This is a genomic window from Flavobacterium sp. RHBU_24 (genome assembly GCF_046613695.1).
In the GTDB taxonomy this organism is placed as follows: Bacteria; Bacteroidota; Bacteroidia; order Flavobacteriales; family Flavobacteriaceae; genus Flavobacterium.
In genome coordinates, this window is sequence record NZ_JBKJHD010000003.1 from 116285 (window position 1) to 138782 (window position 22498).

A 22498-nucleotide genomic window follows, 5' to 3' on the forward strand; every position below is an offset into this window, starting at 1 on the left:
GATGTCCACTGAACACTGAACACTGAATTACTGACCACGCAAATTTAATCATTCTTTTCTTCTGCAAGCACTATACCTTCGGGTGAAATGGTATAATCCGTTTGTGGGGTTCGCGCCAGGAAAAGATGCCTATCCTCATCAAAATCAATTTCTTTATAAATATACGGGAGTACTTGTTTTCCATCAGTCCCCGTTACACCATACAGCCCGTTTTTTCTGGCAATAATGTACCGGCATATTTCAATTTCATTTATTCCATCATATTCAAAGGGAGTGATTTGCCGTAAGGTAACGTCATACACTGCATAGTTACCCAATTCATTTTGCAACACAAAGTACTTAGCCCCGGTATTATAGAGGTCATAATCAGAATCCAGCCTGACTGCCGACTTTAGCGGAAAGGGTAACAATTTGTTCCCGCCTGCATCAGTAATGTAGGTTTTCCCGCTATCGGTTACACTGTATATATCGTTTTCAATAAAGTTAATAGTGTCAAACAGGGGTTGCATTACTATTTTGCCGTCAAAGCCTGCAATGCCCTGCTTACCATTTTTAGTGTATTTGAATGTATTGACAGTAAATTTAGAAATGTTGCTGCATTCAAGGCTGAAAAGGAGTTTTCCTTCAGCATCGTAAACCGATATTACTCCCTCTTTTTCAGCAAAAATAAATGTCTTTATATCTATGGTTGTATATGTGGGTGGTACTATAATTTTACCCGAAGCATTTGCAAGGCCATTTTGCCCGTTTTGTTTGATGCTATAGTATGATTTAGTATTACCGCTTAATGGGTTGCAAGTTATAGAGATACCGTCATAATCAAAAGGGAGTACTGTGGCATTGCTGCTGTTGACAAAACCATAACGTTTTCCACGCAGTGCCGCGTAAATCACATCGTTTACACTAAAAAGCGTATCATTTATATAGGGCATCACCTCATGGCCATAAACGTCGGCAAGCCCATACTTTCCATTTTTCTGGCTAATATATTGCGGTCGTGCATTATTAGCGATGCCCCCGGCATAATCATGGTACATATTCTCGCTAAGTTTCTCGCCTGATGGTGTATATTTTACTGTTTTCGATTTGCCCTTATAATGAAACTTCGTATAGCCACCGTCTCCATCTTCTTTAAAAAATTGGGTATCGGTTGCTGGAATTATTATTGTTTTTCCTGTTTTTAAGTCAATAAACCTGATATCGTCATTATACCATACAACCAGGTATCCTGCCTTTGATATAAGGTTATATTGAAGGTTCCACGATGCGTATGCAGTAAAACGTGATATTACGTTGCCGTTAACGTATAACGTTACATCGCAGTAGTTACCGTTAATTTTTTTGCATACAAATATTTTATACAGGTATTCTTTTAAGTAGGGAGCTTTTTTATAAAAATATTCTTTGTTGCCAATGGCGGAGTATTCATCCTGGCCTGTACTTAACGCAAGGGATATCGCATCATATTCTCCCGCAGTGAACAGTATTTTGCCAGCCGCATCTATAACCCCCATTTTACCGGTTTCATCATAATAACGAAAAAGCCCTGAATACTTTTCTACCAGTTGTTTATCTATTAAGGTATATTTAGGAAGAAGCACCAGTGGCTCCACCCGGTTATATGTAAAGGGAAGTGGAGTATAGTTACTACCCATCGCGCCCATTTTTCCATTTTCAGTGTATATAAAATAGTCGTTTGCGTAAGTTACAATCTTTTTATGCAGTGATTCTTCTATTCCGTTTTCATTAATTACTATATCTTCTTCGCCCTTTTTTACCCAAATTTTTCCGTTATCCATAAGGGTATACTTAGTATTGTAAAGCGGCTCCGTTTTATTTAAGGTGGTAAGGCTTAAAAAACCGTAAAGCGGGCTTCCCGGTTTTTTGTAGAATAGTATCTTTTCATTTGCATATCCTGTTTGTGTACAGCCCTGTAGTACCTTTTCTATTTGGTTATTTTTATAAAGCAGTACGCTTTTACTGTAAACAGTGTCAATACCTGTTGTGTCGATTTCACTACGGCTTCTTTCTAATACTTTTTTTTCGGTTGCATTAAGATAGAGCCCTTCCCATTTATCGCTGTAACCATACATCAGGCCTTCTGAAGAGCGGAATTCAAAAGGGGTAAGCTGTGTGCCGTCAGCGCCAAAAAACGCCATGAGCTTGTCTCTATAAATAATATATAAATTGTTATATGGAGGCCTTCCATCAGCCGGGTCAATGCTTGTATACTGTACCGGTATGATAACACTTCCCGTGGCATTTACAAGGCCGTACAGGTTGCCCTCATTAACAATATAATTACCGTTTAAAAGGGGCATAATCCTGTTGTACTTAGCCGGGACTATTATAATGCCCGCCGAATCCTTAATGCCGTTTTTACCGCCTTCGGTATAAAAAATACCTTTCGGCTTGTAGTTGTCATAGCAGTAAGAGTTGTCAAAAGCAACGTAGTCCCGGTTAGAAGCAGCAGCAGGCTTCAGCATCTTTTTACTCCCTTTGGGCGCTTTCCACACACTAAAATTTCTTGCCTTTTTATTCCGGTAAGCCGTTATAACAGTACTTTGAGTATCAAAATCAGTATTGATTACGGCATAATCATAATCGGGCTTTATAACAAAACCTTCTTTAATAGTACTTGCAAAACCCCACTTAGCGCCCTTACGGTAAAAATAAATATTTAAAGAAGATTCATTTGCCCGCACTTCGTCATATTTTGGTTCTAATATGGTGTTTCCGGCAATATCTTTAAGGCCGTATTTGCCGTTTTTTACGGTTATGATAGCCAGATAATGTTCCGGGAAAAGTGGTGCAACTTCATCGCCATATAGCAAATTTTGCCATTTGCCATTTATTAGAGTATTACCTATAAAGTTAATAGTGTCGTATACGGCGGGTGCAAACCATTCTTTTTTCGACACATTGTAAATGCCGTACTTACCATTTTGTTTGGCTACAAAATAATCGTATTCTACCTGGTAGTCCTCATACTCCTTATCGGGGTGCGCCGGATTGTAATTAAGCTTACGGTTTATAAGTTCAGAAATAGCACCTTTATAATCTCCAGTAAAAACATCCGATAGTGCAGTTTCCTGCGCATAAAGGCTTCCCGCAAAAAACAGCAGGAGTAAAAAGTGTAGTGGTATAAAATTTTTCATCACTCGGCATGGTTTGGTTATAACAAATATAGCACAAATTAGCCGTAGCTGATTTGTGCTATATCCATGCATGATTTAAGTATTATCGTCTTTATTCGGTGGGCTGTACCTCATAAGACACTGCTGAAACCCTGCTCAACCTGAAATAACCTAAGGGATAGTTAGCCTCATCGGTTTGGTTTACAACATTGCCGCGCACGGTAGCCGGAGGGGTAGTAAATGGCCCGCCGCCACCGCCGCCCGCCACTTCAAGCAGTTTTGCCATATAATTATAGTATTGCTTTGAAATACCATACAGCTTAATATCAATAACATCTTGTGGTTCAACATCTTCATCTGATATAAAATCAAACATTTCGTTGCCGTTAGTAAAGCGGTCTTCATTTACACCATATTCCGGTATTGTCAGGAACTCCGCATCAAATCGGGATAGGTAGTAATTTTCTTCGGCGGCATTATCATTAAAAAAGAAGCGTATTTCAGTTTCATCCCCTTCAAACCCTCCGTCTTCACTTTGTGTTATCGATGTTATATCGGGTACATCATATAAGGTTTCGCTACCGGTATAGGTTTGTCCGTTATATATAATAGTGAGTGTATAGGCTTCATTAATTTGCGGTACAAAGTATTGGCAAACGTACTGCCCCGTGCCCGGTACCTCGGTAAACTCATATAGTGTACCTGTACTGTTTACTACCGTTACGGTAGCGCCAGTTGCTACGGGTATCTCGGCATCATAATAGCCGGTGGTGGTGGTAAGCTTTATAATTTGCTCATTGCCGGGTGTGCCTTTTACCCAGTTTATAGAAGCATCAACTACCAGCCTTTTAGTCCCGGTGGCAAGGTCTACATCTATAACTTCTTCGCACCCTGCAAATAGTAATCCGCTACATGCCAATAGTATATATAGTATCTTTTTCATAGCTTTAAAATTTAAAATTATAGGTTACACTGGGTATCACCCCAAAAATTGAGAGCCGCACCGCCTCGTTATTGCCATTATCTTCATTTTGGCGGAAGGTAATAGACGCGGCATTCTGGCGGTTGTACAGGTTGTATATGCTAAATACCCATTCGCCCTGCCAGCCTTTTTTCTTTTCAGGTTTTGGCACGTAGGTGGCCGATACATCAAGGTGGTGGTAAGCGGTAAGCCTGTTTGCGTTGCGAAGGCCATAGCTGGGCACTATAATATCGCCATACTGGTACTGCCCGTCGGGGTAGGTTACCGGGCGGCCGCTTTGCAGTGTAAATATCGCCCCAAACTGCCACTTATCGCTTAAATTGTAGGCGCTTGTTACAGAGAGGTTGTGCAGCTTATCATAACCGGTTTTGTACCATTGCCCGTCATTAATACCCAGCTCTTCAGGGGTGCGCCCTGGCGTTTGCTGTTCAGAGCGTGAAAGGGTATAGGATATCCAGCCGGTAAACTTGCCCTCATTCTTTCTAAGTAAAAGCTCTAAGCCGTAGGCACGGCTGCGGCCATTAAGTACTACCTGTTCTATGGCGTTGTTTGCTATAAGGTCGGCGCCATCTATATAATCTATACGGTTTTTTACTTTCTTGTAATACACCTCTGCTTCAAGGGAGTAGGCATCCTCCTTAAAATTACGGAAATATCCTAAGGCATACTGGTCTAACAGCTGTGGTTTTATAAAATTGTCGCTGGGTGCCCACACATCAAGCGGGGTAGCCGAAGCCGTATTGCTTATCAGGTGAAGGTACTGTGCCATGCGGTTGTAACTTGCCTTTATGCTTTGGTCTTCAGTAAGCTGGTATGATACAGCCGCACGCGGCTCCAGGTTATTGAAGTCGGCTATGGTTTCACCGCTGCCATAACTTACCGTGCCGGTGGGTACCGCTTCTTCATATATCTTCAGGTTGTTGTTCCAGGTTACTGCCTGGTTGTTAGCGTAGGTGTTTAGCGTCTGGCTGCCCAGGCGGTAAAACAGGCTGTAGCGCAGGCCGTAGCTTACACTAAGCTTATCGGTTAACTTTTGCTCGGCATCTATATAAAAAGCAGGTTCAAAGGCGTACTTTTTGTCCAGCTGGTCTTCATTGATGGATGATTCATCGTCAATAGGGGTAATTTTCCCGGGGTTAAAATCGTAGTACACCAGGTTCATACCATAGTCAAGCTTTGTATTGTTGCTGATGTAGTGCTTAAAATCGTATTTAAAATTGTAGTTTTTAATACCGCTATCCCAGTTAAAGCCTATAAAATCGAGCGTTAGCCCATAATAATAATCGCTGTAAATCATACTGAGGTTACTAAACAGCTTATTGCTGAACAGGTGGTTCCAGCGCAGGTTAACCAGCGTATTGCCGTAGGTATTTTTAAAATTGTCGTTAATGTTAAACAGGTCGCGCCCAAAATATCCTGAAAGGTAGAGGTTATTATTATCGGTAAGCTTGTAGCTAATCTTGGTATTAAGGTCGTAAAAAGAAGCCGAGTTGTTATTGTCGGTAAGTTTAAGGAACAGGTGCGCATAGCTGGTACGCCCGCCAATCAGGAAAGAGCCACGGTCTTTAACAATGGGCCCCTCGGCCAGTAAGCGGCTTGATATAAGCCCTATGCCGCCATTCATGTGAAACTCTTTGCTGTTGCCCTCTTTTTGGTAAATATCTAAAACAGAGGCTACCCTGCCGCCATAGCGCGCCGGTATGCCGCCTTTGTACAGCTTTAAATCTTTAATGGCATCAGAATTAAATACCGAGAAAAACCCAAAAAGGTGGGAGGAGTTGTATATGGTGGCTTCGTCCAGCAGGATAAGGTTTTGGTCAGAAGCCCCACCACGCACGTTAAAGCCTGATGCGCCCTCGCCGGCGTTAGTAACGCCCGGCAGCTGTAGTATCGACTTAAGCACGTCTACCTCGCCCAGTACTACCGGCATCTTTTTAATTTCGGCAGCCGTTAGCCTGTTCACACTCATTTGCGGGGTACGGATATCAGCTTTAGGCTTGTTGCCTTCTATAATTACCTCCTGCAATTCTTCGGTACCTGATGTAAGCCCAAAATTTTTGCGGACATTGGCCTGAAGCTCTACGGTTTCTTCGATAGTGCCAAAGCTTACATAGCTAACCTGCACGGTATACGTACCCGCAGGGAGCGAAATAGAATAAAAACCGTACTGGTTTGTGGTAGTGGCAATTTGCAGTTCTTTAATGTAAACGCTTGCGCCAATTAGGGTTTCGTTGCTTCCGCTGTCGGCAATGCTGCCGCTTAGCGTAAATTTATCCTGCGCGAAGATTGCGCTGCAAATAAATAAAAAGAATACCGTCAGGTAATTCCTGGTGGTTTGTTTCATGATAGTTTTTTTGATTGATGTCTTTCTAACGCCCGTGAGACGATTTTAATTGCCTCTTGTTACAGAAAATTACTATAAATTAACCTGAAAGTGCCAATTTTACCACATAAAAAATACTGTCTTATAAACTATTACGTTTTAGTTGTTTTTTTTGAAGATTGTAATGGGCCGCAATCGCATACAGGTTACTCGCGGCCCTTACCGCATCCCGCACATTTTAAAGAAACTGGATATGGTTACGAATGAGTAATCATCACATTCCTAATGAAACCGTAGTGCTGTCTAACTGTATCCACCTACTATCGCGGTTTGCATACCTGATGGTAAACTGTGCAGTGCTTTCAACGGTTCTTTTTTCTTCCTGCTCTGTATACAGTTCATTGGTATAGCGCATATAAACTGTATCGTTTTTTATTACCAATGTTGATGTAAGGTCGTGGAATGTATCGCTTACCCCTGCGTACCAAAGGCTTTCACTGATGTATCCTATATCATCCTGCGGCTTAAGTGTTTTGAACAGGCTTACGGCACCGCCGCATACTGCAGTGCCTGTCGTACAGCTCCTGAAGCTTATATAATCGCCATATTTCCTGAAGCCGTCAAAACTGCCATTCCAGCAGCAATCGTGTACACCTACACCAAATATTTGTTGGTTTACAATGCTGCCGTCTGCCAGTGTCTCAACCAACAGGCAGCCCATATGGCCTTGTGAAGCATTAAGGCACGAAAAATAATGCCCGTTGCTGCCTTTATAGTACTTTCCTATGGTATCGCTTGTGTGGATATTTAAAGCCTGATACAGCGTATCCTTACCACTAATGGTGTCAAACTTTATTTTTTTAAACAGTTCAGCATCGCTTATGTAACCTGAATCGCCTGTAAAACCAAAATTGGCTTCTACGGTTTTACCAATGGGATGCTTGCAGGAAATGAAAAATGTAAGCAGTAAAAATAATCCTAAACGGGGCAGGGCTGGTTTCATGGCTGGTGGCTAATTTCAGGAATAAATCTAAACAAAAAAGCTGTCCCTTTTACAGGACAGCTTTCAAATATTTATCAGCGAAAATCAGCTTAATCAGCGTTATCCGCGTTCCAATTTATTTCAATTTGGCAAGTATCGCGTTAAGCGTTGCGCTTGGCCTCATGGCAGCATCGGTCTTAGCAAAATCAGGGTGGTAGTAACCGCCTATTTCTTCTGCTTTACCCTGCGCGCCTATAAGTTCAGCGTCAATCTTAGCCTCGTTTTCAGTAAGGTCTTTGGCTATTTCAGTAAACTTAGCTTTTAGCTCAGCGTCATTATCCTGTGCGGCAAGGGCCTGTGCCCAGTACAGCGCAAGGTAAAAGTGTGAGCCACGGTTGTCTATCTGGCCTACTTTACGTGCCGGGCCTTTGTCGTTTTCAAGGAATTTCTCATTAGCGGCATCAAGTGTTTCGCTAAGTACCAGCGCTTTGCTGTTGTTAAGGCTCTGGCCAAGGTGTTCTAACGATACGCCAAGGGCAAGGAACTCACCAAGCGAATCCCAACGCAGGTAGCCTTCTTCGACAAACTGCTGTACGTGCTTAGGGGCAGAACCACCGGCGCCGGTTTCAAACAGCCCGCCACCGTTCATAAGCGGTACAATGGAGAGCATTTTTGCCGAGGTGCCCAGCTCCAGGATAGGGAACAGGTCAGTCAGGTAGTCACGCAGTACGTTACCCGTTACTGATATAGTGTCTTTACCGTCTTTAATCCTCTCAAGTGAGAATTGTGTGGCTTCAACCGGGTCAAGTATCTGTATGTCAAGTCCGTCAGTATTGTGGTCCTGAAGGTATTTTTCAACTTTAGCAATAAGCTGCACATCGTGCGCGCGGTTTTCATCCAGCCAGAACACCGCCGGGGTGTCGCTAAGCCTTGCGCGGTTTACGGCAAGCTTAACCCAGTCTTGTATTGGCGCATCTTTAGTCTGGCACATCCTGAAGATGTCGCCGGCCTCAACAGCCTGCTCCATATATACGGTACCGTTGTTGTTGTCAACCACTTTTACCACGCCGTTTGCAGCCACCTGGAAGGTTTTATCGTGGCTTCCGTACTCTTCGGCTTTTTGCGCCATAAGGCCTACGTTTGGTACGCTGCCCATAGTGGCAGGGTTAAACGCGCCATGTTTTTTACAAAAATCTATTGTAGCCGTATAAACACCACTATAACTCCTGTCCGGGATAATGGCTTTAGTATCCTGCTGTTTACCATTTACGTCCCACATCTGGCCGCTGGTGCGTATCATAGCAGGCATAGAAGCATCTACAATAACGTCGCTTGGCACGTGCAGGTTAGTAATACCGTTGTCTGAATTTACGTAGGCAAGGGCAGGGGATGTAGCATATACCGCATCAATAGCCGCTTTAACTTCGGCTTCTTCAGGGGTACCTGCTATTTTAGCATATACATCGCCAAGGCCGTTGCGGGTATCAACGCCCAATGTTTTAAATAACTCAGCGTATTTTTCAAAAACATCCTTGTAGAAAACCTCTACAATAGCGCCAAAGATGATAGGGTCAGACACCTTCATCATGGTTGCCTTAAGGTGTACCGAGAACAAAACGCCCTGCTCTTTGGCATCGGCTATTTCTTTAGCAATAAATGCCTTAAGCTTACTTATATTAAGCGCAGAACTATCGATTATCTCACCGGCTTTAAGCGGGGTAGATGCTTTAAGTACGGTAACTGTACCATCCTGGGCGGTGAATTCTATTTTAACGTCGGTCGCCTCAGTAACGGTAACCGATGTTTCACTGCCGTAAAAGTCGCCGTCGCTCATGCTGGCAACGTGTGTTTTGCTGTCGGCGCTCCATGCACCCATGGAGTGCGGATGTGCTTTGGCATAATTTTTAACGGCCCTTGGCGCGCGGCGGTCTGAGTTGCCCTCGCGAAGCACCGGGTTTACCGCAGAGCCTAATACTTTGGCATATTTGGCCTTAGTTGCTTTTTCCTCTTCTGTTTTAGCGTCTTCAGGAAAATCAGGTATGTTATACCCCTGAGATTGTAGCTCTTTAATGGCGGCCTTAAGCTGTGGTACCGAAGCAGAGATGTTAGGCAGTTTTATAATATTTGCTTCCGGTGTATTGGCAAGTTCGCCAAGCTCAGTAAGCGCGTCGCCTACTTTTTGCTCTTCGGTAAGGTTTTCAGGGAAATTGGCAAGTATCCTTCCGGCAAGTGATATATCCCTTGTTTCAACTACTATTCCGGCAGGGGCGGCAAACGCCTGCACGATAGGTAAAAAAGAGTGGGTGGCCAGCATGGGGGCCTCATCAGTTATCGTGTAATAGATTTTTGATGTATCGGACATTTTCTGTTTGTTTTAACCCATCCGGCTAAAGGGAGTCGAAAAGGCTGATTATTAATCTTTTATTTAATGTTTGTTTGTGCCTTTTCATATAATCGAAAACGGTTAACCCGGATATATCCAAAATTATACAGTAAGGCTCGCAAATATAGGAAAACTCATTCTAAATAAGGGGGAATAATTTCGCAAAAATTGATAGGGATTATTGATTTTGTTTAAATTTTGGAACACCGACGACACAGATTTAAGGGATTTAGACAGTTTATATAATGTGTAGTTTTTTTTGACACGAATTTCAAAAATTTATACGAACAGATTAGTGGAAATTAGTGGAATTCGTTTCAAAAATCTTCTATTAAAATCCCTTAAATCTGCGTCATAAGTGTTCCCTGAATAAAAAAATCCCCACCGGCAAAACCGATGGGGATTATATAAAGTATTTTAACTCTTAACTCGCGGGGTTTTCGGCTTTCCTGATGGTAACGGCCAGTTCAGTACCGTTTTCTTCAAGGTCCATAAAAATCTCATCGCCGCTTGATATTTTAGAGGTAATGATTTCTTCGGCTAAAACATCCTCTACATATTTCTGTATCGCACGTTTCAACGGCCTCGCGCCATATTGCTTGTCAAAGCCTTTTTCGGCAATAAATGCTTTGGCTTTTTCGCTTAGCGCGATGGTGTAGCCAAGGTCTTTAATACGTGAGTACAGCTTTTCAAGCTCAATAGTGATAATCTTGTCAATATCCTCTTTTTCAAGGGCATTAAACACGATGATGTCATCTATACGGTTAATGAATTCCGGCGCGAATGTTTTCTTAAGCGCGGCTTCAATAACACCTTTGGTATGCTCGTCTGCCTGCAGTTTTTTAGCCGATGTGCCAAAGCCTACGCCCTGGCCAAAGTCCTTAATCTGCCTGGCACCCACATTTGAAGTCATTACTATAATAGTGTTCTTGAAGTCGATTTTACGGCCAAGGCTGTCAGTCAGGAATCCGTCATCCAGCACCTGAAGCATCATGTTAAATACATCAGGGTGGGCTTTTTCAATCTCGTCCAGCAGCACCACGCAGTACGGTTTACGGCGCACTTTTTCAGTAAGTTGTCCGCCTTCTTCATAACCTACGTATCCCGGAGGCGCACCCACAAGTCGTGATATGGCAAATTTCTCCATATACTCGCTCATGTCGATACGGATAAGCGCATCCTCGCTGTCAAACAGTTCTTTAGCGATAACCTTAGCCAGCTGGGTTTTACCAACACCGGTTTGCCCAAGGAAAATGAACGAACCAATAGGCTTGTTCGGGTCCTTAAGGCCGGCACGGTTACGCTGGATGGAACGTGCAATTTTTTGTACAGCTTCGTCCTGTCCAATTACCTTGCCTTTAATAAGTTCTGGTAGTTTAGCTAACTTATTACTTTCAGTCTGTGCAATACGGTTTACCGGTATGCCGGTCATCATGCTTACTACATCGGCCACGTTATCTTCGGTAACGGTAACGCGGTTGTTTTTAGAATCTTCCTCCCACTGTTCCTGGGCTATGGCAAGCTCTTTTTCAATACGTTTTTCGTCGTCGCGAAGCCTTGCAGCCTCTTCGTATTTTTGTTTTTTAACTACGCTGTTCTTAAGTTCACGCACTTCTTCAAGCTGTCGCTCCAGGTCAAGTATCTGCTTAGGTACATCGATATTTGTAATATGCACCCGGCTTCCCGCCTCGTCAAGGGCATCAATAGCCTTGTCCGGAAGGAAACGCTCGCTCATATACCTGTCGGTAAGCTTCACACACGCCTCAATAGCCTCATCGGTATAGATAACGTTGTGGTGGTCTTCATATTTATTCTTAATGTTATTAAGTATAATTATGGTTTCAGGTACGGTAGTAGGCTCTACAATTACCTTTTGGAAACGCCTTTCAAGCGCGCCGTCTTTCTCTATGTACTGGCGGTACTCATCAAGGGTGGTAGCGCCGATGCATTGAATTTCGCCACGGGCAAGCGCGGGCTTAAACATATTGCTGGCATCAAGTGAGCCTGTAGCGCCGCCTGCACCTACTATAGTGTGTATCTCGTCTATAAAAAGAATGATGTCGTCGTTCTTTTCAAGCTCGTTCATCACGGCTTTCATACGTTCTTCAAACTGGCCACGGTATTTAGTACCGGCCACAAGGCTGGCAAGGTCCAGTGTTACCACGCGTTTATTAAACAATATGCGCGACACTTTTTTCTGGATGATGCGTAGTGCAAGCCCTTCGGCAATGGCCGATTTACCTACACCCGGCTCCCCTATAAGCAGCGGGTTGTTCTTTTTACGGCGGCTAAGTATCTGGCTTACGCGCTCTATTTCTTTCTCACGGCCCACTACAGGGTCGAGTTTGCCTTCTTCGGCAAGTTCGGTAAGGTCGCGGCCAAAATTATCAAGAACCGGGGTTTTTGATTTTTTGTTGGCCTTGTTGCCAGCGGCAGGATTGTTAAAGCTTTCGCCCCTTAAACTGTCATCCTGTCCTGTATCGTCGTTGTAGGATTCTGCTTTTGGCAGGTTTTCCATAAAGTCATCTTCGTTCTGAGTCATGTTGATGAATTGTTCTTTAACTGTTTCGTAATCAATTTTCAGTTTGTTAAGCAATTTGGTGGTGGGGTCGTTTTCATTACGCAATATGCAGAGCAACAGATGTGCCGTGCTTATGCTGGTGCTCTGAAAAACCTTGGCCTCCAGGAAGGTAGTCCTTAAAGCCCGCTCTGCCTGCCGCGTAAGGTGAAGGTTTTTCTTCTCATTATTGCGTTCGGCTCCCGGGTTTGCGGGGCTTAGTATCTCTACTTTCCTGCGCAGGTGGTCTAAATCTATCGCTATGCTGTTCAGTATAGAGATGGCTTTGCCGTTCCCGTCACGTAAAATGCCTAACATCAGGTGTTCTGTACCAATAAAGTCGTGGCCTAAGCGAAGGGCTTCTTCCTTGCTGTAGGTAATTACATCCTTGACCCTTGGTGAAAAATTATCATCCATAAATATATGCCCTTTCTTTACTAAATGTAAATGTAACTATTTCTTAAGAATTTTGCAAAAACTATACCTAAGAAACACTGTCATGCTAAGAGACAAAAAATATTGCAATAATAAAAGGATTTTAATAGTACTTTATTAAGTATGGCGGGTGGTACCGTGTTGATAAATCGGTTAAAAATGTTGCCCGAAACTAATTAAATGCTAATAAAATTATGTATATTGGCACGTTTTATATTAACTATAAATTTAATCTTAAGTGTTTATGGCAGAAGGAGAAAAGTTAATTCCCATTAATATTGAAGACCAGATGAAATCGGCTTACATCGATTATTCGATGTCCGTTATTGTTTCCAGGGCGCTTCCGGATGTTAGGGATGGCTTGAAACCCGTGCACAGAAGGGTATTATACGGAATGTATGAACTGGGCGTACTGAGTAACAGGGCCCACAAAAAATCAGCAAGGATAGTAGGGGAAGTGCTGGGTAAATTTCACCCGCACGGCGACTCATCAGTATACGACGCCATGGTGCGTATGGCCCAGGAATGGAGCCTGCGCTACCTGCTTGTAGACGGACAGGGTAACTTTGGCTCTGTAGACGGCGACAGCCCGGCCGCCATGCGATATACTGAGGCGAGGCTTAAAAAGATATCGGAAGATATAATGAGCGACCTTGACAAAGAAACGGTAGATTTTCAGTTAAACTTTGACGATACATTGCAGGAGCCTACGGTAATGCCTACGCGCGTGCCTAACCTGCTTATAAACGGCGCCAGCGGTATAGCCGTGGGTATGGCTACTAATATGCCACCACACAACCTTACTGAGGTTATTGATGGTACCCTTGCCTATATAGACAATACCGATATAGAGATAGATGAGCTTATGCACCATATTAAAGCCCCAGATTTCCCAACCGGTGGTATTATATATGGGTATGAGGGCGTGCGTGAAGCCTTTAAAACCGGCCGCGGCCGTATCGTAATGCGCGCCAAGACCAACTTTGAAGAGGTGGAGGGCCGTGAATGCATTATTGTTACCGAGATTCCTTACCAGGTGAACAAGGCCGACATGATTAAGAAAACGGCTGACATGGTTAACGAAAAACGTATTGAAGGCATTGCCAACATACGCGATGAGAGTGACCGTAACGGTATGCGTATTGTATATATATTAAAGAAGGACGCGGTGCCAAATGTGGTACTTAATACCCTGTTTAAATTTACGCAGCTGCAATCATCTTTTAGTGTAAACAACATCGCGCTTGTAAACGGCAGGCCGGAGATGCTGAACCTTAAGGATATGATTCACCATTTTGTGGAGCACAGGCACGATGTAGTGGTGCGCCGCACAAAATATGAATTGCGCAAAGCAGAAGAGCGTGCACACATATTAGAAGGGCTTATTATAGCATCAGATAATATAGACGAAGTTATTGCTATAATACGTGGTTCTAAAGACGGTGAAGAAGCCCGTGGCAGGTTGATGGAACGCTTTAGCCTTAGCGAAATACAGGCACGTGCCATTGTAGAGATGAGGCTGCGCCAGCTAACCGGCCTGGAGCAGGACAAGCTTCGTGCGGAATACAGCGACATCATGAAATTAATAGGCGAGTTAAAAGCGCTCCTTGAAAGCAAAGAGCTAAGGATGCAGCTTATTAAGGAAGAGCTTGCAGAGATAAAAGATAAATATGGCGATGAGCGCCGCAGCCAGATAGAATATGCCGGCGGCGACGTAAGCATTGAAGACCTTATTGCCGATGAAAGTGTGGTAATAACCATATCGCACGCGGGCTATATTAAGCGCACGCCGCTTAGCGAATATAAAACGCAAAACAGGGGCGGGGTAGGCCAGAAAGGCGTTACCACCCGCGATGCCGACTTCCTTGAGCACCTGTTTGTGGCCACAAACCACAACTATATGCTGTTCTTTACCCAAAAGGGTAAATGTTTCTGGATGCGTGTTTACGAAATTCCTGAAGGCAGTAAAACCAGTAAGGGCCGCGCCATACAAAACCTTATTAATATAGAGAATGACGATAAGGTTAAAGCCTTTATCTGTACGCAGGACCTTAAAAATGAGGAGTATGTTAACAGCCACTATGTGATTATGGCTACTAAAAAAGGTATCGTTAAGAAAACCTTGTTAGAGCAATATTCTCGCCCAAGGCTAAACGGTATTGCCGCAATTACCATCCGCGAAGATGATGAGCTGCTTGAAGCTAAGCTGACTACCGGCGAAAGCCAGGTGCTTATAGCGGTTAAAAGCGGTAAACTCGTTCGTTTTGAGGAAGGCAAGACCCGACCAATGGGCCGCAGCGCTTCGGGGGTTCGTGGTATTACCCTTGCCGATGATAACGACGAGGTAATTGGCATGGTATCTGTAAACGATATGAACAGCGAAATCCTTGTGGTATCTGAAAAAGGATACGGCAAGCGTAGTAGCCTTGAAGATTACCGTATTACAAACCGTGGCGGTAAAGGGGTTAAAACCCTTAGCATTACCGAAAAAACCGGTGCATTGGTATCTATAAACAGCGTTACCGATGCCGATGACCTTATGATCATCAACAAATCGGGGCTTACCATCCGCCTGGCTGTAAGCGACCTTAGGGTTATGGGCCGTGCCACACAGGGCGTACGCCTTATCAACATTAAAGGGAATGACTCTATAGCGGCGGTTGCCAAAGTGCTTCGTGAAGAAGACGCTGTTGATGAAGCCATTAATGAAGTGCTTGATGGCGAAGGTGCTGAAAATGGGGTAGGCGGTATTATTATCCATGAAGGTAAATCTGATGATGGCCTGGATATAGGCCCGGATGATTTTTCTGGCGACGAACAAACAAATGAAGAATAAATAATATAAAGATTATGAAAATTCGCTATGTTGTAGCGGCATCGCTACTGATATCATTAAGTGCTTTTGCACAAAAAGATGAGCTTAAAGCCCTTAAAAAGCTTAACGCTGTTGAAGCGCCCACTGCCGCGCAGGCACAGGAGTTTAACTCTGCCTTTGATGCGTTTGAGTCTAAAATGGGCAGCGCTACCGATGAGCAAAAAAGGGATTTTTACTACTACCGTGCCACTTACTTATTAAAAGTTGAGGCAAAAAGCAACCCGGCTACAGCGGTAGCTACTGCAAATAAAGGCCTTGAGGATGTTAATAAGGTTATAGAACTTGAAAAGGCAGCGGTAAAAAAGAAGTATACTGACGAACTTCAGAAACAAACTTTACCATTAGCAAAAAGTATAGTTGCCGACGCGGGTGGCCAGTTAAACGACGAGAAAAAGTATAAGGAAGCTGCCGAGGCATTTTCTCTTGCTTATAAGTTAGATCCTACCGATGCTTATAATTTATATTATGCAGCGGCTGTATCGTTAAACGCAGAGGATTATGACAAAGCGCTTGAATATTACCTTGAGCTTGACAAACGGAAATTTACCGGGGAGAGCACCAGCTATGTTGCGGTAAATAAGGCGAGTGGAAATGAAGAAGGTTTTGAAAGCAAACAAAAAAGGGATGATGCCGTAAAGCTGGGTATTGTTTATGAAAAGCCGAGGGATATAGTACAAAAATCGGTAAGGCCGGACATTGTAAAAAATATTGCGGTTATTTATAACCTTAAGGGCCAGTCTGATAAAGCATTAGAGTATTTTGCCAATGCCCGTAAAGAAAACCCTGAAGATGTAACCCTTATTATAGGCCAGGCTAACCTTATGTATAAGGCCGGTAAAAAAGAGGAGTTTGCAAAACTTATTAATGAAGCACTGCAAAAAAATCCGAATGACCCTAACCTGCTGTATAACCTGGGCGCGGTGAATATGGAAGTAGGCAATATGGAGGAGGCCGATAAATACTTTAAAAAATCGCTGGAGCTACAACCCAATAATTTTGACGCCTTAGTTAACGTAGGTGTGGTGCAGCTTAGCGGCGAAGAAAAACTTGTAAAGGAAATGAACAGCCTGGGCAATTCCGCTAAAGACAATGCCCGCTATGAAGTACTGCAAAAGCAGCGTAAAGAGATGTACAACAGGGCCATACCGTATCTTGAAAAAGCACATAAGGCAAAACCGGACGACCAGTATGTTATACAAACGCTGATGGGTATGTACCAGGCGCTTGAAAAAACAGCCGAGTATAATGCCATGAAAGCAAAGCGTAAGAACTAATCAGTTTTGAGCGATATAAAAAATGCCACCTTATACGGGTGGCATTTTTTATTTTTAGTTAAACGGTGAAAATTATCGCAGCTGTGCCCCGGTTTCTTTTTCAAGGTTTTGCCTTATTTTGCTCATTATCTTATCAATCTGTTCGTCGGTAAGGGTTTTTGTGCTGTCCTGCAGCGTAAAGCTAACCGCGTACGATTTTTTACCTTCCGGCAGGTTTTTGCCTTCATAAACATCAAAAAGGCTGATGTCTTTTAGCAATGCCTTTTCGGCCTGGCGTGCAGTGTTGTAAATGGTTTCAAATGAAACAGCACCATCTACAAGCAGCGCAAGGTCGCGGCGTACTTCGGGGAACTTGGTAATTTCAGTATATTTTATTTTACCCGATACCAGTTTTGTAACCGCCGCCCAGTTAAAGTCGGCAAACAATACTTCCTGTTTAATGTCAAAGTGCTTTAGTATCGATTTTTTAACGGTACCAAATTCTACAAGTATTTCATTGCCCACCATAAACGTAATACCTTCGGCAAATATATCATTCACTAAAGGCTCACTACTGTACTTTGTGATGCCGAGCCTCTCTAAAATTTGTGTTACATACCCCTTAAACATAAAAAAGCCTGACGCGTTTTGTGGCTGTGCCCAGCTTTCAGGCTGGCGGTTACCCGTTACCGTAAGCGACAGGTGTTTGTTCTCGTCATAGCCTGAAGGCATCTTGTGGTAGGTTTTGCCAAATTCAAACAGCTTAAGGTCGGCCCTGCGGCGGTTAATGTTAAACGATACCGCCTCAAGCGCGCTAAACAGCAGCGACTGCCGCATGGCCGAAAGGTCGTTACTAAGGGGGTTAAGCATCAGTACATTAAATTCTTCTTTCAGGTTTTCTGATAGCTTAATGTATTCCGGCGTGGTAAGGCTGTTTGCCATCATCTCGTTAAAGCCCAGTGATGTAAGCTGGGTAGCAACAATGTTTTGCAGCTTATAATCTTCGGTGCGCGATGAGTTAGATATACTGGCATTCAGTTTTTGGGTAAAGCCGATGTTGTTATAGCCGTATACACGCAGAATTTCTTCGATAACATCAATTTCACGCTCCACGTCTACACGGTAGCTTGGTATGATAAGCCCCAGGCCTTTTTCTGACATGTTGCTTATTTTTACCTCAAGCGAAACCAGTATTTTCTTGATGGTTTCTTTGCCAATATCCTGGCCTATGGTGCGGGTTACGTTCTCAAAATTAAGGAAAACCGAATGGTCTTCTATTTTGCGTGGGTACTGGTCTTCCAGGTCGCTGGTAATTTCGCCACCGGCGGTTTCCTGTATAAGCAGTGCGGCACGCTTAAGGGCATACTGCGGGATGTTAGGGTCGATACCCCTTTCAAAACGGAACGAAGCATCGGTACTGATACCGTGGCGCTTTGCAGTTTTTCGGATAGATACCGGGTTAAAATAGGCACTCTCTAAAAATATGCTAGAGGTAGAATCCGTTACACCCGAATCTTTTCCGCCCAGTACACCGGCAATGCACATAGGGCCGTTTTCGTTGCATATCATCAGGTCTTCCTCATGCAGTGTGCGCTCTACATCATCAAGGGTGGTAAACTTTGTGCCAGCGATAGCCGTTTTTACAATTACCTTATTGCCTTTAATTTTTGCAGCGTCAAAGGCATGCAAGGGCTGGCCAAGTTCGTGCAATACATAATTGGTAACGTCTACCACATTGTTTTTTGGCGTGATGCCTATTGCTTTAAGGCGGTTTTGCAGCCATGCCGGAGACGGTTTTACCGTAATGCCCGATATGGTAACCCCGCAGTAGCGTGGCGCCAGCTTGGTATCTTCCACACGGATATCCATTTTAAGGATGCGCTTATCTACCCTGAAATTACTTACTGAAGGCGTAATCAATTCAGTATGTACATTTTTTTGGTTAAGGCCGGCCTTAAGATCGCGGGCCACGCCCAGGTGGCTCATGGCATCGGCACGGTTTGGCGTTAAGCCTATTTCAAAAACCTCGTCGGTTACGATGTTGAATATTTTTGCGGCGGGGGTGCCGGGGGCAAGGTCCTCCTTCAGTACCATAATACCATCGTGGCCTTCGCCAAGTCCCAGTTCATCTTCGGCGCAAATCATGCCGTGGCTTTCTTCGCCGCGTATTTTGCCTTTTTTTATCTGGAAGGCGTTACCTTCTTTATCATACAGCGTGGTGCCTATGGTGGCAACCGGAACCTTTTGGCCCGCAGCTACATTTGGCGCGCCGCACACTATCTGCACGGGGGCGTTGCCGTCGCCCAGGTCTACTGTTGTGATGCGGAGCCTGTCGGCGTTGGGGTGCTGCACGCAGGTAAGCACATGGCCCACTACCACACCCTCAAGGCCGCCTTTAAGCGATTCATATTTTTCAACACCTTCTACCTCAAGGCCCAGGTCAGTAAGCAGGGCAGCTGTTTCTTCTGATTTCCAGTCGAGTTTAATAAATTGTCTTAACCAGTTGTATGATATACGCATTGTGGAATCTATTTTTTAAAGCACGCAAATATACAAAATACCCCAAAAAGAATGGCTATAAACTGCGGTGTAAATACCGTTGGTTATAGCCATTTTATTAGTATAGATTAGGGGTTGCTATGCCTCGGCAAGGCCTTTCCATTTGCGTATGCTGTTAGTAAAAAAGTACATGTATACTATAAAGGCGCCAAGGCATAGTAAAAATATATACCCGGGATTATCGTATATAAACACAAAAATTGCATTTTTAGGTTCGGCCATGGCTTCAGGCTTTACAAAGCTGTTGTAATACCGGTCATACCAATCGTCGTACCATTCTGTTACAAGGAGAATGATAACGGGCAGCACAGCGGGGGTAAGCCACAACAGGACATTAACCACTACGCCTGATATACCTTTTTTATCTTTTTTTGTAAAGAAATAGATGAGCAGCACTGTAACAATTACCAGCCAGAGCATAAAATAAAGATAGTTTCTTATAAATGATGAGTGATATCCTAAAATGTGTGAGTTACCTATTATAAGGCAAAAAATGCCTGTAACCAATGAAGCGAGGCCATAAGCCACCAGCGCGATAAGCCAGTTGCGCCCCGAGGTTACCCGGAATGAAAATACTATAAGCGAAAGAGCGACGCAAAAGCATCCATACAGGATAACCATATATATATCGGCATCGGGGTTTACCCAGGCTTCGGATAATATGGTGTATGATTCTTCCAGCTGTGAAAAAGGCACGTAGTATTTAGGGAATACATAAATAGTGCTATCTATCGTCCGTACGGTATTTTCGGTAAGGTCTATGGTTTCCCGGCCGTTTGGCCCGTTATAAACATAAAACCTGCCTTTCGGGATTATTGCGGTATCCTGGGCCGGTTTAAATGGGGCATCGTCTACAGGTACGGTATCCATTTCATCATAATTATAGGTACGCGTGTTCGTGGGGTGGTCATACCCCGTTAGCTCGTAGCGCTCTACACGCCCTATGGTAGTATATTTCGTGTATAAAGGCGGGTTATAAACCCGGCTTAGCCATTCATGAGGGGTTATTGATGATTTAAGTGTATGGTATTTTACAATCTTATCCATTTCGTGTAAAAGCCATGCTACCGAGTCGCGCTGGTTGTTGTGCAGCCAGCCTTTTACACGCGTTTCATTTAACGAATCTTTTTCACTACTCTGGTAGGTAAAGTTGCTGTTTGATTTGTTAAGCAGTGAGTTTAGCGGGTACTCTTTACCAAAATAAGGGTAAGTGGTGCGGTGCTTTTGTAGGGTAGAATCCAGCTCTTTACTATATTCCTCATAATATTCGCCTTTCAGGAAACTGCCATCGGCAAAAACAGAGGCCATGCTGATTATATCTATCCGTCGCGAAAATTCTTCCTCGGTAAAATAATTACGCTTTTTAAGGTCGCAGGCATAGGTAAACGTAAGGGCATAGGTGCAGTTTAGTGCGCATACTACAAGGATAAGCAGCCATTCTTTGTAGAGGTCATTGCGGCCTTTAGGATAAAATGCCTTAAACGCATTATTACGGAAATAAAATACAATCCAGATAATAAACAGGAACAGCCCGGTTATAATGCTAAAAAAGACTGCTATTGCGGGGGTAATATCATAAAGGTAATCGCCGTAATTACGTGTAAAATCTACGGCTCCGTCTATATAGCCTACCATAAAAAATATGAAGTGCAGGGCTATGCCAATTGCCAGTACCGGCACTATTTTTAAATTCCACAGCAGTGGATGGTGCAGCAACAGGTGGTTTTGTAATTTCTTGAACATGGTGGTTAGGTTTTAAGATACAAAAAAGCGGCGGGTTGAGTTAGAGATATCACGGAAGTAACCTAATGGGATATCCTGTGCAATAACCTCCTTTAAAAATGCATTAACCGTTACAGTGCCCGGCAGGGTTATAATATAGGTACCGCCGTTGTAGGTTAGCGATATAAGGTTTAACCCTGCAAATGCAGCATTTAAAGCGCCCTGTGCCCACGGGCTTTCAAACTCTATAACCAGTGGGTTGGGAACATTGCCGCCCTGTGCTGCAGTAGTATCGTGAAGGTTTTTCTGTACGCCCTGTTTCAGGAATATAACCTGGTCTGATGTTTTTTCTACCTCATACAATTGCTGCGAACTCAATACGATACCAATGGGCCTGAACGGTGACTTGGCTATGGCCCTGAAATCTTCGAGTACGGTTTGCTGTGCCAGTATATCAAGGTTTGCCAGCGGCTCGTCTATCAGTAATATCTTGGGCTTACGCAGCAGCATTCGCGCCAGTTCAAAACGCATTTTGTAGCCCGATGAGAGGCTTTTCCAGCTGTGTTTGCGGAACCTGCGTAAGCCCAGGCGGGCAATAATAAGCTCTACAATAAGGTTGTTTTCTTCCGGTTTATAGCCGTAGCTTGAGGCGGTAAAAACAAGGTTATCAAACATGCTGCCGTACCAGGTATCGGTACGTTGTGGTATATATACCAGTTTGGTTCTCAGGTCATATAAGTTATCATACTTAAAGCTGTACTCTAATTTACCTCCCGATGGTGTAAGCTCGCCGCACAGCAAACGCAGCAACGTGGTTTTGCCGTTGCCGTTTTCGCCCACCAGCCCTACAATGTCGCCTTCATGCAGCACCAGGTTTACGGGCCCAAGGGCAAAGGAGTGCGGCCCGTAGGCTTTTTTTACCTGCTCTGCAATAATTATTTTTTGCGGTAGTATTTCGGGCTTTTTTATTAGCTCAGCATGTAGCTCCTGCAACAGGGCTTCCAGGCGCGGCTTGGTCTCTTCCGGCTGCGGCTGGGTGTCCAGCCAGTCGAGCAGGGCGTTGGTCTTTTTGTAAAATGCTAATTGCCCGGTATCAATTGTAAAATCGATAATACGTTTTACCACGAGGGCAATATCATCAAAATGCAGTAAATCCTGCACCTCATCAAACTGTTTCTGAAATTTGCTCATTGGTTAGTAGGTTATGCCCAAATGTAGTAAACATTAACCTATTGTAAAAAAAAATCTCTCCCAATAGGGGAGAGACAAATAATATTTTAGGTGAGGTGC

General features: G+C 43.8%; 11 protein-coding genes. 2 read left to right on the top strand and 9 right to left on the bottom strand.

Annotated elements, in window-relative coordinates; genetic code table 11:
- Positions 1 to 44: 44 nt before the first annotated feature.
- The 6 genes from ACLI09_RS05045 to ACLI09_RS05070 all read right to left on the bottom strand — a co-directional run bounded on the left by ACLI09_RS05045 (position 45) and on the right by ACLI09_RS05070 (position 12781).
- Positions 45 to 3158 carry a WG repeat-containing protein gene (locus ACLI09_RS05045; RefSeq protein ID WP_411418506.1) on the bottom strand — a complete coding sequence of 1038 codons (3114 nt, stop codon included), beginning with the start codon at positions 3156 to 3158 and terminating at the stop codon, positions 45 to 47.
- A 91-nt stretch (positions 3159 to 3249) separates the two neighbouring features.
- Complete coding sequence (locus tag ACLI09_RS05050; RefSeq protein WP_411418507.1) at positions 3250 to 4080, bottom strand: DUF4249 domain-containing protein; 831 nt, start codon at positions 4078 to 4080, stop codon at positions 3250 to 3252.
- A gap of 4 nt (positions 4081 to 4084) precedes the next feature.
- Positions 4085 to 6463 (bottom strand): TonB-dependent receptor, encoded by a 2379-nt coding sequence (locus ACLI09_RS05055; RefSeq protein ID WP_411418508.1) that lies wholly within the window; start codon positions 6461 to 6463, stop codon positions 4085 to 4087.
- 253 nt (positions 6464 to 6716) lie between these two features.
- Positions 6717 to 7445, bottom strand: a complete 729-nt coding sequence (locus ACLI09_RS05060; protein WP_411418509.1) for a hypothetical protein — start codon at positions 7443 to 7445, stop codon at positions 6717 to 6719.
- Between the two features lie 115 nt (positions 7446 to 7560).
- On the bottom strand, positions 7561 to 9786 hold the full coding sequence (locus tag ACLI09_RS05065; protein ID WP_411418510.1) for an NADP-dependent isocitrate dehydrogenase: 2226 nt from the start codon (positions 9784 to 9786) through the stop codon (positions 7561 to 7563).
- Between the two features lie 445 nt (positions 9787 to 10231).
- A complete protein-coding gene (locus ACLI09_RS05070; protein WP_411418511.1) occupies positions 10232 to 12781 on the bottom strand; it encodes an ATP-dependent Clp protease ATP-binding subunit in 2550 nt (849 codons plus the stop codon).
- A gap of 262 nt (positions 12782 to 13043) precedes the next feature.
- Here ACLI09_RS05070 and gyrA point away from each other — a divergent pair, with 262 nt between their 5' ends.
- Together gyrA and ACLI09_RS05080 are read left to right on the top strand one after the other, a co-directional pair.
- Positions 13044 to 15635, top strand: coding sequence for a DNA gyrase subunit A (gene gyrA, locus ACLI09_RS05075; RefSeq protein WP_411418512.1), 2592 nt, complete (start codon positions 13044 to 13046; stop codon positions 15633 to 15635).
- 14 nt (positions 15636 to 15649) lie between these two features.
- Complete coding sequence (locus tag ACLI09_RS05080; RefSeq protein WP_411418513.1) at positions 15650 to 16948, top strand: tetratricopeptide repeat protein; 1299 nt, start codon at positions 15650 to 15652, stop codon at positions 16946 to 16948.
- A 72-nt stretch (positions 16949 to 17020) separates the two neighbouring features.
- Here ACLI09_RS05080 and pheT read toward each other — a convergent pair whose 3' ends face one another.
- The 3 genes from pheT to ACLI09_RS05095 all read right to left on the bottom strand — a co-directional run bounded on the left by pheT (position 17021) and on the right by ACLI09_RS05095 (position 22399).
- On the bottom strand, positions 17021 to 19447 hold the full coding sequence (gene pheT, locus ACLI09_RS05085; protein ID WP_411418514.1) for a phenylalanine--tRNA ligase subunit beta: 2427 nt from the start codon (positions 19445 to 19447) through the stop codon (positions 17021 to 17023).
- 117 nt (positions 19448 to 19564) lie between these two features.
- Entirely contained in the window at positions 19565 to 21229 is a 1665-nt protein-coding gene (locus ACLI09_RS05090) for a hypothetical protein (protein ID WP_411418515.1), read from the bottom strand.
- A 12-nt stretch (positions 21230 to 21241) separates the two neighbouring features.
- Complete coding sequence (locus tag ACLI09_RS05095; protein ID WP_411418516.1) at positions 21242 to 22399, bottom strand: ATP-binding cassette domain-containing protein; 1158 nt, start codon at positions 22397 to 22399, stop codon at positions 21242 to 21244.
- Positions 22400 to 22498 lie beyond the last annotated feature (99 nt).

What these genes read in the sequence shown, in the direction of transcription:
- ACLI09_RS05065 (WP_411418510.1), bottom strand. Translation starts at nt 9,786, where the DNA reads ATGTCCGATACATCAAAAATCTATTACACGATAACTGATGAGGCCCCC.
- ACLI09_RS05070 (WP_411418511.1), bottom strand. Translation starts at nt 12,781, where the DNA reads ATGGATGATAATTTTTCACCAAGGGTCAAGGATGTAATTACCTACAGC.
- ACLI09_RS05055 (WP_411418508.1), bottom strand. Translation starts at nt 6,463, where the DNA reads ATGAAACAAACCACCAGGAATTACCTGACGGTATTCTTTTTATTTATT.
- ACLI09_RS05050 (WP_411418507.1), bottom strand. Translation starts at nt 4,080, where the DNA reads ATGAAAAAGATACTATATATACTATTGGCATGTAGCGGATTACTATTT.
- ACLI09_RS05045 (WP_411418506.1), bottom strand. Translation starts at nt 3,158, where the DNA reads ATGAAAAATTTTATACCACTACACTTTTTACTCCTGCTGTTTTTTGCG.
- pheT (WP_411418514.1), bottom strand. Translation starts at nt 19,447, where the DNA reads ATGCGTATATCATACAACTGGTTAAGACAATTTATTAAACTCGACTGG.
- ACLI09_RS05090 (WP_411418515.1), bottom strand. Translation starts at nt 21,229, where the DNA reads ATGTTCAAGAAATTACAAAACCACCTGTTGCTGCACCATCCACTGCTG.
- ACLI09_RS05080 (WP_411418513.1), top strand. Translation starts at nt 15,650, where the DNA reads ATGAAAATTCGCTATGTTGTAGCGGCATCGCTACTGATATCATTAAGT.
- gyrA (WP_411418512.1), top strand. Translation starts at nt 13,044, where the DNA reads ATGGCAGAAGGAGAAAAGTTAATTCCCATTAATATTGAAGACCAGATG.
- ACLI09_RS05060 (WP_411418509.1), bottom strand. Translation starts at nt 7,445, where the DNA reads ATGAAACCAGCCCTGCCCCGTTTAGGATTATTTTTACTGCTTACATTT.
- ACLI09_RS05095 (WP_411418516.1), bottom strand. Translation starts at nt 22,399, where the DNA reads ATGAGCAAATTTCAGAAACAGTTTGATGAGGTGCAGGATTTACTGCAT.